The sequence below is a fragment of the Arthrobacter sp. N1 genome, assembly GCF_048288285.1.
In the GTDB taxonomy this organism is placed as follows: Bacteria; Actinomycetota; Actinomycetes; order Actinomycetales; family Micrococcaceae; genus Arthrobacter_D.
The window spans coordinates 207,964-222,143 of record NZ_CP102608.1 but is presented as its reverse complement, the minus strand read 5'-3'; the positions used below and the strand labels follow the sequence as shown (position 1 = coordinate 222,143).

12 protein-coding genes are annotated in these 14,180 nt (G+C 70.0%); 8 read left to right on the top strand and 4 right to left on the bottom strand.

Annotated features, from left to right (window positions below; all coding sequences use genetic code 11):
• Positions 1-3: 3 nt before the first annotated feature.
• Positions 4-1,026 carry an ABC transporter permease gene (locus NVV32_RS01080; protein ID WP_422391068.1) on the bottom strand — a complete coding sequence of 341 codons (1,023 nt, stop codon included), beginning with the start codon at positions 1,024-1,026 and terminating at the stop codon, positions 4-6.
• A gap of 44 nt (positions 1,027-1,070) precedes the next feature.
• A complete protein-coding gene (locus NVV32_RS01075) occupies positions 1,071-2,162 on the bottom strand; it encodes a substrate-binding domain-containing protein (protein WP_422391067.1) in 1,092 nt (363 codons plus the stop codon).
• Between the two features lie 238 nt (positions 2,163-2,400).
• On the opposite strand from NVV32_RS01075, the gene NVV32_RS01070 reads away from it, so the two are divergent.
• Positions 2,401-3,414 carry a sugar-binding transcriptional regulator gene (locus NVV32_RS01070; RefSeq protein WP_055765653.1) on the top strand — a complete coding sequence of 338 codons (1,014 nt, stop codon included), beginning with the start codon at positions 2,401-2,403 and terminating at the stop codon, positions 3,412-3,414.
• Here NVV32_RS01070 and NVV32_RS01065 read toward each other — a convergent pair.
• Positions 3,407-4,429: an NAD(P)-dependent oxidoreductase gene (locus NVV32_RS01065; RefSeq protein WP_422391066.1), complete on the bottom strand. Its 1,023-nt coding sequence runs from the start codon at positions 4,427-4,429 to the stop codon at positions 3,407-3,409. The two genes, NVV32_RS01070 and NVV32_RS01065, sit on opposite strands and share 8 nt — an antisense overlap.
• Before the next feature lie 39 nt (positions 4,430-4,468).
• Positions 4,469-5,110, bottom strand: coding sequence for an HAD family hydrolase (locus tag NVV32_RS01060; RefSeq protein ID WP_422391065.1), 642 nt, complete (start codon positions 5,108-5,110; stop codon positions 4,469-4,471).
• Positions 5,111-5,270: 160 nt separating this feature from the next.
• Here NVV32_RS01060 and NVV32_RS01055 point away from each other — a divergent pair, with 160 nt between their 5' ends.
• The 7 genes from NVV32_RS01055 (at position 5,271) to NVV32_RS01025 (ending at position 14,106) form a co-directional block, all read left to right on the top strand.
• Entirely contained in the window at positions 5,271-6,734 is a 1,464-nt protein-coding gene (locus tag NVV32_RS01055) for a protein adenylyltransferase SelO (RefSeq protein ID WP_422391064.1), read from the top strand.
• A gap of 42 nt (positions 6,735-6,776) precedes the next feature.
• Complete coding sequence (locus NVV32_RS01050) at positions 6,777-7,757, top strand: sensor histidine kinase (protein ID WP_422391063.1); 981 nt, start codon at positions 6,777-6,779, stop codon at positions 7,755-7,757.
• Entirely contained in the window at positions 7,757-8,446 is a 690-nt protein-coding gene (locus NVV32_RS01045; protein WP_422391062.1) for a response regulator transcription factor, read from the top strand. Before NVV32_RS01050 ends, NVV32_RS01045 begins: the two co-directional genes overlap by 1 nt.
• A gap of 158 nt (positions 8,447-8,604) precedes the next feature.
• Positions 8,605-9,663: an ABC transporter substrate-binding protein gene (locus NVV32_RS01040; RefSeq protein ID WP_422391061.1), complete on the top strand. Its 1,059-nt coding sequence runs from the start codon at positions 8,605-8,607 to the stop codon at positions 9,661-9,663.
• A gap of 50 nt (positions 9,664-9,713) precedes the next feature.
• The gene (locus NVV32_RS01035; protein WP_422391060.1) at positions 9,714-11,453 is read left to right on the top strand and encodes an ABC transporter permease; all 1,740 of its coding nucleotides are present in this window, start codon (positions 9,714-9,716) and stop codon (positions 11,451-11,453) included.
• Between the two features lie 35 nt (positions 11,454-11,488).
• A complete protein-coding gene (locus tag NVV32_RS01030) occupies positions 11,489-12,646 on the top strand; it encodes an ABC transporter ATP-binding protein (protein WP_422391059.1) in 1,158 nt (385 codons plus the stop codon).
• 59 nt (positions 12,647-12,705) lie between these two features.
• On the top strand, positions 12,706-14,106 hold the full coding sequence (locus NVV32_RS01025) for an MFS transporter (protein WP_422391058.1): 1,401 nt from the start codon (positions 12,706-12,708) through the stop codon (positions 14,104-14,106).
• The last annotated feature ends 74 nt before the right edge of the window (positions 14,107-14,180 follow it).

Sequence of the window (14,180 nt, the reverse complement as noted above, 5' to 3'; positions counted from 1 at the left end):
GCATTAGCGCTTCGCTTTCGTTCGGGAGGCCGCCCGGTCCACGAGGACCGCGAGGAGGATGATGAGGCCCGTGATGACGAGCTGGAAGAAGGGATTGACGTTGAGCAGGGTCAGCCCGGTTCTGATCGAGCCGAGGAGCAGCGCCCCGAGCACGGTGCCGACGATCGAGGCGCGCCCGCCCATGAGGCTCGTGCCGCCCACGACGACGGCGGCGATCACCGTGAGCTCGTAGCCGGTGCCCGAGATCGGTTCCGCGGCACCGATCCGGCTGATCAGGAGGACGGAGGCGAGCCCGGCCAGGCCGCCGGCGATCACGAAGGCCGAGACCTTGACGCGCTTGACGGCGATGCCGCTCTTCAGGGAGGCGTCGGCGTTGGTGCCGACGGCCTTGAGGTGGACGCCCAGCTTGGAGCGGTTGAGGATCAGGTAGCAGATGACGGTGACGGCCACCAGCAGGACGATCGGGTTGGGGATGGTGCCGACGGTCCCGCTGAGGATGTTCCTGAAGCCCTGGTCCAGTCCGAAGATGGGCAACCCGTCGGTGTAGAGGAAGGCCAGCCCGCGGTACACGTTGAGCGTGGCGAGGGTGACCACGAAGGATTCGAGCGAGAACACGGCGGAGAGGCTGCCGTTGACGAATCCGAGGACCGCGCCGAGCAGGATCCCCGCGATGATCGTCGGTACCGCGCCCCAGGTCTCGAGGTTCGCGGCGCAGATCACGCTGACAAGGCCGACGATCGAACCGACCGACAGGTCGATCCCGCCCGTGACGATCACCAGCGTCATGCCGAGCGCGATGATGGCGATGATCGCCGACTGCACGCCCATCTCGAGGAGGTTGGCGACGCTGAGGAAGGACGGCACGAGGGCGGTGAAGATGGCGAACGTGATGACCAGGGCGATGATGACGCCGAGGACGCGGTTGTTGGCGAAGTCCGGCATGCGCCGGGGGCTCCCGGCGGGCGGGGGCGACGCCGGCCGGGCCGCCTGCGCTGCGGGTGCGGGTTGCTTGATGGGAAGTGTCACTGCGGGACTTTCTCGTGGGGGACGGGTGGGGTCGACGCAGTGCGTCAGTCGAGCGTGGGGGGAGCGTCGTCGACGTTCTCGGTAGTGATCAGGGCCTGGGGCGTGTAGACCGCACGCGGTACGTCCTGGCCGCCGAGGATGCGCAGCGCGACGTTCACGGACACCTGGCCGGTGAGGTACGGGTAGGAGTCCACGGTGGCGGTGAGGTCGCCGGCGCGGATGGCGTCGTAGGCGGCTTCCACGCCGTCGGTGCCGATCACCATGATCTGGCCCTTCTTCCCTGCCGCGTTCACGGCCTCGGCCACACCGAGGGCCATGCCGTCATTGTTCGCGTAGATGGCCTTGAGGTCGGGGTACTGGCCGATGATCGTGGTGGCGGCGTCGCGCGCCTTCGCGATGTCCCAGTCGCCGGGGACGCTCGCGACGACCTCCAGTCCACCCTCCTCGGCCGTGGTGGTGAAGCCGGCGGTGCGCTGCTTCGCGGCGTACACGCCGGCCTGGCCCTCGATCACCGCGACCTGGTCGCCCTCCTGCGCCGATTCGAGGACGAACTCGGCGGCGGTGATCCCGTTCTGGATCTGGTTGGGTCCGACCCACTGCTTCGCGCCGGGGAGGACGGCGTCGTTGACGTTGATCACGAGCAGGTCCTGCTGCTCGGCCTTCTCCACGGCGGGGCAGAGATTGGTGTCGGTCTGGGGGGAGACGAGCATCGTGTACTTCTTCTGCAGCATCGTCTCCGCGGCGTTCAGCTGGCCGACCTGGTCGGACTCGGTGGCCGCCGCCTGGACGTCCACGCCCACGCCGTACTCCTCGGCTGCAGCGGTCTGGCCCTCGGAGAGCGCCACCCAGTACTGGTTCCCGAGGAACTTCATGATGGAGCCGATCTCGGTCCCCTCGGGAGCGTCGGGGACGGCTCCGAGGGTGCTTTCGAGGGCGTCGTACTCGACGCTGTCCTCGGCGTCGTCGGTGCTGAACGGCTCGCCGTCCACCGAGCACGACGTCGTCGCAGCGGGATCGGCGGCGGACGCCTCGCCGGGGGCCGACTCGGCGGGACCGCAGCCGGCGAGCGCCAGGGCGAGGACGGACAGCAGTCCTGCGGTCTTGAGGGCGGATGGTGCAGTCGTCGATGACTTCATGGTTCTCTCCCGGGACGGGTGGATCAGTGGAGAAATTTCCTCACGGAACTTCGGCTCTGAAGCTGGATGGGTGCTCGGAGTCTATGAGCGGAATCACACGGCGACAGGCCCTCGGCGCAATCGGTTGTAACGATTCGTGACCGATGAATAGGCATTCAGGTGCGCCCCGGGCAGTACCGCGAATCACGTCTGCATATATATTCAGAGCCCGCCCTCCGCCGTCGAAAGGTCCCGGTTCATGACACCGCCGAACGAGCCGACATCCCTCTCCACGGCGACTCCCGACCAGCTCCGGCTCCTGACCAAGATCGCCGTGCTCTACCACGAGGAGGGACTGGCCCAGGGGGAGATCTCCACCAGGCTCAACCTCTCGCAGGCGAGGGTGTCGAGATGCCTGAAGCTGGCCGCCGAACTCGGGATCGTACGGACCTCGGTGGTGCAGCCCGCCGGCATCTACGTGGGCCTGGAGAAGGCGCTCGAGGAGAAGTACGGGCTGCGGGAGGTGGTGGTCGCCGACATGGTGGACGACGCCTCGCTCGGCATGCGCCTGGGCTCCTGCGCTGCCACGTACCTCGAGACGACCATCGAGGTGAACGACGTCGTCGGCATCTCGTCGTGGAGCACCACGCTGCTCCAGACCGTGGAGGCCATGCGGTCCAGGCCCCGGAAGATCCTCAGCGAGGTCATTCAGATGATCGGAGGGGTCGGCAGCCCGCAGGCGCAGGTGCAGGCCACCCGTCTGGTCTCGCACCTCGCCGAGCTGACGTCCGCGCGCCCGGCCTACATGGCGGCCCCGGGGCTGGTCGCCAACCACGGGATTCGGCAGGCGTTCCTCGACGATCCCGCGGTGGCCAGCACCGCCGGTGCGTGGGACCGCGTCACCACCTCCCTCGTCGGGATCGGCACCTTCCCGGCGTCGCCGCTGTGGCGGGCCAGCGGCAACGCGCTGACCCCCGCCGAGGAGAAGGAACTGCTCGATTCCGGCGCCGTCGGGGAGATCTGCCTGCGCTACTTCGACATCGACGGCGTCCCGATGAACCCGGCCGTCGAAGAGCGCATGATCTCGATGACCTCGGAGGCGATGCTGCGGATCCCCCGGCGGATCGGCGTGGCCGGGGGCATGCGGAAGCTCGCCGCCATCCGCGGCGCGATCAACGGCGGGTGGATCAACGTGCTCATCACGGACTCCGACGTGGCCCGCCAGCTGCTCGAACCACCGAGGCTCGACGCCGGACCGCCCCGCGTCAGGTGACCGGCTTGTTGCGGTAGCGCCCCACGAGTTCCGGTGCCGCCGCCTGCAGCCGGACGGGTGGAAGGCCGCGCGACATCAGGACGAGGTCATCCACCACCATGTCCCCGATGCTGTGGAACGCCTGGGGGATGCCGCCCGCGCGGTGGGGTGAGAGCACCACGTTGGGCAGGTCCCGGAACGGGCTGGTGGCGGGGAGCGGCTCCTCGGGCCACACGTCGATCGCCGCGAGGAACCGGCCGGCGCGCAGCCGGTCGAGGAGTGCGTCGTAGTCGACGACCGCGGCGCGGCTGACGAGGACGACCCGCGCGCCGTCGGGCAGCAGGTCCAGCGCGTCGCCGTCGAGCAGGTGCGCGTTGTCCGCGGTCGCCGTCGCGAAGACGAACAGGAAACGGCTGGTCCGCAGGGTCTCCTCGAGGCCGGCCGCCTGCGCGCCGGTGTCCTCGATGACGGCGTCCGGAAGCCACGGATCGTGGATGCGGACCGTCGCGTGGAAGGGCTGCAGCAGGCGGTGGAAGCTTCGGCCGAGGTTCCCGTACCCCAGGATCCCGACACTGGAGCGGTGCAGCAGCACGGCGTCGGACGAGGAGCCCCCCACGTACTGCTCGGTACCGGCGCGCATCGCACCGTCCTGGCCGCTGATCCCCCGCGCGAGGTCGAGGGCCAGTCCCAGCGAGAACTCCGCGACGGCCTGCGAGTACGCGGATCCGCAGCCGAGCACCCGCACGCCCTGCGCGAAGGCGGCCCGGTAGTCCACATTGGGGAAGAAGTTCCCCTCGACGTTCACGACGGCCCGGAGACTCCGGGCCCGTTCCAGGCGTCCGGCGTCGAGGTCGGGTTGCCCCACGACGGCGAAGGCGTCCGGAAGATACTGCTCCAGCACGGCCTCACCGGGAGTGTCCTCGAGGTCGACGACGGTGAAGGCGGCCCGGAGCCGCGCCAGGGCCTCCGGCGTGAAGATCCTGTCCCTCTTCTGGGGTGCGGGGGCGAGCAGGACGACGGGCTTCGCGTCGGTCATGGCGGGTCCTTCGATTCGGAGGGGTGAGGCGGATCCGGCTCACAGGTGGGTGCGGAGGTCGGCGGCGAGGGCAGCGCGTGGATTGTGGGAGTGGCGGACGCCCACGGTGAACGCCCCTGCGGACCGACCGAGTCCGAGATAGGTGTCGCTGTCCTCGAGGACCACGCACGGCCGGAGGCACACCTCCCGGAAGAGTGTCTCCTTGTCCCGCCCCGGCTCCCGCCGGGCCACACGGACATGACCGGCCAGGCCCCAGCGCTCCAGCAGCGCTTCGATCAGGTCCGGGTCGCCGTTCGAGACGACCACCTGCTCGGCCGCCGTCCCGTCGAGCGCGGGCATCAGGGCGGCCGCGAGCCAGGAGGGCCGGAGGTCTGCGAGTGCGGCTTCCGCCACCACCGCACCACGCTCCCGGTGGAGCGCCGCGATCTCGTCCGCGCCGGCAGGGAACCCTTCGCGGATGACGCGCTCCCAGATCCATTGCTCGGTGTGGCCCACGAGGTCGTCGAAGAAGTCCTCCGCGAAGACATGGCCGCGCCGCTCGGCGAGGACCCGATAGCTGGCCTCGTGGAGCGGCTCGGTATGAGCCACCACACCGTCGAAGTCCCAGATCACCCGGCCGTCCCGGGCCCGGTCGAGGATCTCGCGGACGAGGTCCGGGTGTGCGGCGTCGCCGATCGGCATGCGGGACCCTTCGGTGGATCGGACGGGGCGGAGGTGCCGGTCCCGATGTCGGCCATCGTAGGGTCGCAGGCGCGGGTGGGCCAATCCTCCGAGGCGCAAGCGCGTCATCCACGGGGCGGACCCGGGACGCGCCCGGCGGCACGCGGCGTACCGTGGACGGATGAGCGTACCCCTCCGGTCCAGAGTCACCCTCGACGGTCGCTTCGCGCAGGAGCTCCCCGAGATGGCGGCCGCCTGGCAGGCGGATCCCACGCCCGGGCCCCGGCTCCTCGCCCTGAACGAGGGACTCGCCGCGGAACTGGGCCTCGACGCCGCTTTCCTCCGCTCGCCCGACGGGCTGGCCCTCCTGACGGGGACCGCCGTCCCCGAGGGTGCGACACCCGTGGCGCAGGCCTACTCCGGCCACCAGTTCGGGAGCTTCAACCCCCGCCTCGGTGACGGCCGCGCACTGCTCCTCGGCGAGCTCACCGACCACACCGGCGCCCTGCGGGACATCCACCTCAAGGGCTCCGGCCGCACGCCCTTCGCCCGCGGCGGCGACGGGCTCGCCGTCGTCGGGCCCATGCTGCGCGAGTACGTCGTCAGCGAGGCCATGCACGCCCTCGGGGTGCCGACCACCCGGTCCCTCGCCGTCGTCGCGACGGGCCGTGACGTCCGGCGCGAGACGATGCTGCCGGGGGCCCTGCTCACCCGCGTGGCGAGCAGCCACCTGCGCGTCGGCAGCTTCCAGTACGCCGCAGCCAGTGGGAACCAGGACCTGCTGCGTCGCCTCGCCGACCACGCGATCGGGCGGCACCACCCGTCGGCGGCGGATGCCGTGAATCCTCCCCTCGCCCTGTTCGAGCACGTGGTCAGCGCGCAGGCACGGCTCGTGGCCCAGTGGATGCTCGCGGGGTTCATCCACGGGGTCATGAACACCGACAACATGACCATCTCCGGGGAGACCATCGACTACGGGCCCTGCGCCTTCATGGACGTCTTCGACTACGCCACGGTCTACAGCTCCATCGACCACGCGGGCCGGTACGCCTACGCCAACCAGCCGCTGATCGCCGAGTGGAACCTCGCCCGGCTCGCCGAGGCCCTGCTGCCGCTCATCGGGGAGGACCAGGAGGAGGCCGTCACGACGGCCGTGGCAGCGCTCGAGGTGTTCCGCCCCCAGTACGGCGCGGCGTGGCTCGCCGGGATGCGTGCGAAGCTCGGACTGCCCGACGGCGTCCCCGACGACGTCGCCTCACCGCTCGTCAACGATGCCCTCAGCCTCCTGCAGGAGAACCACGTGGACTACACGTCGTTCTTCCGGGGGCTCTCCTCGGTGGTGCGCGGGGACCCGCGGCCCGCCCGGGACAGGGTGCTCGACGTCGACGCCTTCGACGCCTGGGCGGAGCGGTGGCTGGCGCTCGGGCCCGACGCCGACGCCATGGATGCCGTGAATCCCGTGTACATCCCGCGGAACCACCTCGTCGAGGAGGCGCTGGAGGCCGCGACCGCCGGCGACCTCGGCCCGCTGGACCGGCTCGTCGACGTCGTCCGCCGTCCGTTCGAGGAGCGCCCCGGGCTGGAGCGCTACGCGGCCGGACCGCCGGAGGACTTCGGGAGGTACACCACCTACTGCGGGACCTGAGGGAGCGGACCGGCCCGACGCACGTCCCCCTACACTGCTAACGTGACCTGGCTCTACTACTGCTCCGCCGCAGGGGCCGCACTCGGCCTCTTCCTGGTGTGGCGGATGCCGCTGCCCGTGGTGGTCCGGAGTGCGGCCGCGGCGTTCTTCGTCCTCCTCGCAGGCCTCTTCCTCGCGAGCGCCGTCCTGCCGTCCGGTGACACCCTCGCCGCCCTCACCTTCGACACCCTGGCCATCGGGTCCATGATCGCGCTGTTCCTGATCGTGCGCTCCTGGCTCTCGGACCGCGCCGAGATCAGCCGCCTGCGCAGCATCGCGCAGCGCAACGCGGACCAGATCTCCGTGGTGAGCCATGAGATCCGTACCCCCCTCGCGCTGATCCGCGGCGCGGCGGACCTCCTCGGCGAGCGCTCGCCGGGTCCGCTGACCGACAGCCAGGCCCGGTTCGTCACGACCATCAGCGGCAACTGCCACGCGGTGATCGCCCTCGCCGAGGACCTGCTGACCCAGGCGCGCATCGACGCCGGGATGTTCGAACTCCACCTCCACCGGGTCAACCTGCGCACGCTGGCCTCCACCGTGATCGCCGAGCTGCGCCAGCTCCATCCGATCCAGTTCGCACTGGACTGCCCGGGCGCCCCACCGAGGGCATGGGCCGACGACGCCCTGATCCGGCAGGCCATGACCAACCTGATCAACAACGCGGTGGCCCACGCCGCCAACGCCAGCCTCATCACCGTGCGGATCGTCCGGGCCGACGACCAGGTGCTCATTTCCGTCAGTGACGACGGCGAGGGCATGGCGGAGGCCCAGCGACGGGAGCTGTTCACCCGCTTCGCCAGCGGCCGCCCCCTCCAGGACGGCACGGGACTCGGGCTGGTGATCACGCGGCAGATCGTCCAGATGCACGGGGGCGACGTCTTCGTCGACAGCACGCCGGGGCGCGGGACCACCATGCTGTTCAGCCTGCCGGAGCGGACGCCGGGCACGGCCCTCCCCCGGCCGGTGGCGGCCGCCCGGTGATGGAGCACCCACACCTCGCCCTGGTGGTCGACGACGAACCGCAGATGCTGGACATCGTCACGTTCGCCCTCGAGACCCAGGGCTTCGCGAGCGTCTCCGCGAAGGACGCCGAGTCCGCGTGGGGCCTCTTCCGGAACCGCCGGTTCGATCTCGTGGTGCTGGACGTCATGCTCCCGCAGTCCTCCGGTCTCTCGCTGTGCCGCCGCATCCGGGAGGTGAGCGCGGTGCCCGTCCTCCTGCTCACGGCGAAGAGCGGTGTGCAGGACCGGATCGCCGGGCTCGAGGCCGGGGCGGACGATTACGTGACCAAGCCCTTCCACCCGCGCGAGCTCGCCCTGCGCGCCGAGGCGATCGTCCGCCGCACCGCCGTCGCGCCCGCGCCGGTGGAACTGGTGCACGGGCCGCTGCGCGTGGGGCAGGACGCCGCGACCGTCCACGGACGCTACCTGCACCTCTCCGCCCTGGAGCTCAGGCTCCTGCGGCGGCTCGCGAGCGCCCAGGGCCAACCCGTCTCCTTCCGCGACCTCCTCCTGTCCGGGTGGCAGATCGACGAGGGCCCGGGAGGCCGCGAGATGCTGAAGACGGCGCTGTACCGCGTGCGCAAGGCGCTGCATGGCGAGGGGATGCCGCGGGCCATCCGGGCCGTCCGGGGTGTCGGTTACGAGCTTCCCCACCCTGGCCGCGACTGAGGCGTAGCCGGGGGTGAAGGTCACAGGGCTGTGACCGAGCGTGACCGTCGTCACCGTTGCGGCCCCTGGCCGGTCGATACGGTGAACGTGCATCCTCCACCCGGCTTCCGGGTGACCGACGGGCAGCGACGACGCTTCCCCCCACGAAAGGCAAGCCCATGAAGCGCACCGCAGCGCTCACCGCGGCCCTCCTCGGTTCCGCCACCCTCGGACTCTCCGGCTGCGTGGTCGACGACACCCAGCAGGCATCGGCGGACGGCGAACTCGGCGGCACGCTCACCGTGGCCTGTGGGGCCATGGAGGACTGGTGCCAGGCCATGACCACCGCCTTCACCGAGAAGACGGGTGTCCAGACGGACTTCGTCCGGCTCTCCTCCGGCGAGACGGTGGCCCGCCTCGAGGCGGCCAAGGACTCACCCGAGTTCGACGTGTGGCACGGCGGTCCCGCCGACGGCTACGGCACGGCTTCCGCCGCCGGGCTGCTGGAGCAGTACGAGTCCCCCAACGCGGCCCAGATCCCCGAGAAGTACCGGGACGAGGACGACTACTGGACAGGCGTCTATGTCGGAGCCCTCGGCTTCTGCTCCAACCAGGCGAAGCTCGACGCCCTCGGCGTCGACGTGCCGACGGCGTGGTCGGACCTGCTGGTCCCCGAGCTCAAGGGCCAGGTGTCGACGGCCCACCCCTCGACCTCGGGCACCGCGTTCACCACCCTGTGGACACAGGTCACCCTGGCCGGGGGCGACGAGGACGCCGCGTTCGACTACATGCGCGGACTCCACAACAACGTCCTGCAGTACTCCAAGAGCGGCACTGCACCCGGCCAGGCGGCCGGACGCGGTGAGGTGGCGGTGGGCCTGGTGTTCACCCACGACTGCGTCAAGTACAAGGAAGCGGGCATGAACGACCTCGAGGTCTCCCTGCCCGAGGAGGGCACCGGCTACGAGGTGGGCGGCGTGGGGATCGTGAAGGGCACGGACAACCTCGCGGCGGCGAAGGCCTACATCGACTGGTCGCTCACCCCCGAGGCCCAGGACATCGGCCCCACGGTGGGCTCCTACCAGGTGCTCACCAATCCCGAGTCGGTGCAGGACGACCGCATGATCGATCTCGAGACCACCAACCTCGTGGACTACGACTTCGAGGCCGCTGCCGCCGCCAAGAAGGAACTCACCACGCGCTTCGACGAGGAGATCGCGGCCCAGCCCCGCGAGTAGCCGGCACCCTCCCGCCGACCGCAACCCTCCCCCGCCCGAAGGAGTTCCCCGTGAGCCTCGACACGCTCCCCGCCGCCGCCCTGCCGGCCGCCCCGCCACCCCGCAGAGGGTCCCGCCAGGGCGGGGCGAGGATGGACACCGTCACCAAGCTGGTGATCACCGCCGTCGTCCTCATCCTCGCGATCCTCATCGGCTATCCGCTGGTGCGGATCCTGACCCAGGCGTTCGGCGCGGAGGGCCTCGAGACGCTGCGGAACATCGCCACCTCATCGGCCAACCGGGCGGTGCTGCTGAACACCGTGGTGCTGGGCGTGCTCGTGGGCGCGGTCGGCACGGCGATCGGTTTCGCCTTCGCCTACGCGCAGGCCAGGCTCGACTTCCGGGGCAAGAAGCTGCTCCACCTGATCGCGCTCCTGCCCATCGTCTCGCCGCCCTTCGCGGTCGCCACCGCCGTCATCACCCTCTTCGGGCGGAGCGGGCTCGTCACCAACAAGATGCTGGGCCTGGACTACAACATCTACGGGCTCACCGGCCTGACCCTGGTGCTGTCCCTGTCCTTCTTCCCGGTGGCGTACATGAACCTCCTCGGCATGCTGCGCAGCCTGGACCCCGCCACGGACGAGGCCGCGTCCAGCCTCGGCGCCAACCGCTGGAAGATCTTCCGCAGCGTCACCATCCCCATGCTGATCCCGGGATTCGCGAGCTGCTTCCTGCTGCTCTTCGTCGAGGCGATCGCCGACCTGGCGAACCCCCTCGTGATCGGCGGCGACTTCACGGTCCTGTCATCCCGCGCCTACATCGCCATCACGGGCGAGTACGACGTCGCGAGCGGCGCGGCGTACTCCCTGGTCCTCCTGCTGCCGGGGCTCCTCGTCTTCCTCGTGCAGCGCTACTGGGCCGAGCGGCGCAGCGTGGTGTCGGTGACCGGCAAACCGTCCGGCAACATCACCCTGCTGCGCTCGCCCCTGGCCCGGATCCCACTGCTCACGGTGGTCCTCGCGATCGCGGCCCTGATCGTGGCCATCTACGTCACCGTCTTCGTGGGTGCCTTCACCGCGATCCTCGGGGTCAACAACACGTTCACGCTCGCGAACTACCGGTACGTGCTCTCGGGCATCGGGTCGGACGCCATGTTCACCACCACCATCCTCGCGCTGATCGCCACCCCGGTGGCCGGTGTCCTCGGGATGGTCCTGGCCTGGCTCGTGGTCCGGAAGGTCCGGCGGGGCCGCGGCGCCCTGGACTTCCTGGGCATGCTGGGCCTGGCCGTGCCGGGCACCGTGCTCGGCATCGGGTACGCCCTGGCCTTCAACAAGCCCTTCATCATCGGCAACATCCAGCTGCTGCCGGCACTGGCCGGGGGCGGCGCCATCTTCGGCGGCGCCCTGGCCATCGTGATGGTCTACGTCATCCGCTCCATGCCGTCCGGGCAGCGCTCGGGGATCGCCGCGCTGCAGCAGATCGATCCGGCGATCGACGAGGCGTCCACCTCCCTGGGGGCATCCGGCCTGCGGACCTTCCGCAGCATCACCCTGCCGCTGATCCGCCCCGCACTGCTCTCCGGGCTGACCTACGCCTTCGCCCGGGCCATGACCACCCTCTCCCCGATCATCTTCATCACCACGCCGCAGACGAAGATCATGACCTCGCAGATCCTGTCCGAGGTCGATTCCGGCCGGTTCGGCAACGCCTTCGCCTACTGCACCATCCTCATCGCGATCGTGCTCGGGGTGATCGGGCTGATGAACCTCCTGATCCGGGACCGCCGCGCTCCCGCGCGCGTCAACTGACTCCTCCCACCTGCCGTAGAACACGGAGAACCCCCATGGCAACCACCACCAGCACCAGTTCCAGCAGCGGCACCCCCGTGCAGGCGCGTCCCTCGGGCAGCCTGCACCTCGACAACCTCGTGAAGCAGTACCCCGGCGGCGTCAGCGCCGAGCCGGCGGTCGCCGGTATCGACCTCGACATCCGGCCGGGCGAGTTCCTCACCCTGCTCGGTCCGTCCGGGTGCGGTAAGACCACCACCCTGCGCATGATCGCGGGCTTCGAGACGCCCTCCCACGGATCGCTGACCCTCGACGGCGAGGACATGGTGTCGCTCACCCCGGACAAGCGGCCCATGGCGATGGTGTTCCAGTCCTACGCCCTGTTCCCGCACATGAGCGTCTTCGACAACGTGGCCTACGGCCTGCGCCTGCAGAAGCTGCCCAGGAAGCGGGTCCAGGAGGAGGTGGAGTTCGCACTGGCTTCCATGAGCCTGACCAAACTCGCGGACCGGGCTCCCAACCAGCTCTCCGGCGGCCAGCAGCAGCGGGTGGCCCTCGCCCGCGCCATGGTGATGAAGCCCAAGGTCCTGCTGTTCGACGAACCGCTGTCCAACCTCGACGCCAAGCTCCGCGTCCAGATGCGCACCGAGATCCGGGCGCTCCAGCACAAGCTCGGGATCACCAGCGTCTACGTCACGCACGACCAGGACGAGGCGATGAGCCTCTCCGACCGGATCGTCGTGATGCGCCAGGGCCGGATCGAGCAGGTGGCCACGCCGGAGACCGTGTACCGGAAGCCGGCGTCGGTGTTCGTCGCCGACTTCATCGGCCGCGCGAACTTCCTCGACACGTCGATCGAGCAGCTGACCAGGGAGGCCGACGGCGCCCGCGCCACGGTCCGGGCCCTCGGTGCCACCTACACGGTCCCCGCCCATGACGGGATCGGACCCGGCAGCCCCGTCTGCCTGATGGTCCGGCCCGAGTCCGTCGTCCTGGCCCCGGCACCGGACGCCCGCGAGGTGTCCGGCAAGGACGGACGCGTCCTCAAGTCCGTCTTCTACGGGGCCTGGGTCGAGTACGAGATCGAGACCGTCGGCGGCAATGTCACGGCCGTGATCTACGACCCCGCACCGGGGGACATCCTGGACCCCGGCACCTTCGTCCGCGTGTCCTTCGAACAGGACCGCGCCTGGCTGCTCCCGGCCGAGGACTGACCACCCCGCACCGCCCCACGCCTGCACCACTCGCGCAGCATCACCGAAAGACAGGAACCATGACGCGATCCACGACCAGTGGCACCTGGGCCGACAAGGGACTCATGAGGTTCCTCGCCGCGCCCCCACCCGCCGAACGCCTCGACGACACCACCGTCGCGAAGCGCTACCCGAAGCTCCGCCTCCAGGTGTTCCTGGGCATCTTCATCGGGTACGCCGGCTACTACCTCGTCCGCAACAACGTCCCGCTCGTCGCGACGATCCTGCGCGACGAGGAAGGCTTCACCACCCTGGGCCTCGGCATCATCACCAACGCGGTCCTCGTGGCCTACGGCCTGAGCAAGTTCCTGAGCGCGATCGTCAGCGACCGCAGCAGCGCGCGGCTCTTCCTGCCCATCGGCCTGGCCCTCTCCGCGGTCGCCAACCTCTTCATCGGGTTCATGCCGGGGATCGGCGCGAGCGTCGCGTTCTTCGCCGTCGTCATGATCTTCAACGGCTTCGTGCAGGGGATGGGGTGGCCTCCCTCCGGGCGCACCCTCGTCCACTGGTTCTCGACGTCGGAGCGCGGCTCCAAGACGGCGCTCTGGAATGTCGCCCACAACATCGGCGGTGCCGGCTCCGGCGCCCTCGCGGGCCTGGCCCTGGCCACCTTCGGCAACTGGCAGGCCGCCTTCTGGTTCCCCGGCATCGTCTGCCTCGTGATCGCGGGCATCGCCTTCGTCCTCCTGCGCGACACCCCGGAGTCCGAGGGCCTGCCGCCCATCGAGGAGTTCAGGAACGATCCCGCGCCGGTGGAGTCCGACGCCGCCGACGAGAGCGCCTCGACCTGGGAGACCGTCAACCGCTACGTCATCCGGAACGCCACCATGGTGAAGCTCGCGCTGGCCAATGTCTTCGTCTACACGCTGCGGTACGGCGTACTCGTGTGGGCCCCGGTGTACCTCGCGGACGAGCGCGGCGCGAGCCTCGGCGAGGGGATCGCCGGTTTCTCCCTCTTCGAACTCGCGGGCATCCCGGGCACCCTCCTGTGCGGCTACATCAGTGACCGGGTGTTCCGCGGCCGCCGCTCCCCCGCGGGCATCACCTTCCTGATCGGCGTCTTCCTGGCCGTCCTGGTGTACTGGCTGTCACCGGTCGAGTGGCCCATCGGGGTCTCCTACGCCGCACTGGTGGTCATCGGCGGGCTCATCTACGGACCGGTGATGCTCATCGGCCTGCAGGCCCTCGACCTCAGCCCGCGCAAGGTGGCGGGAACGGCCGCAGGCTTCACGGGTCTCTTCGGCTACGTCCTCGGGGCCACGCTGGCCTCCACGGGCATCGGCCTGTCGGTGCACAACTTCGGGTGGGACACCACGTTCGTCCTCATCCTGGCGTGCGTCCTGCTCGCCATCGCCTTCATGTACTCGGTGGGGCGCGACGAGAAGGCCATGCGCGAGCGGAAGCTCGCCGAACGGGTCTGACCCTCGCACGAAAGCCCCGATCCGCCGGTCGTCACCCGCGGGTCGGGGCTTTCGCGTGTCGGCCCGAGGACGGG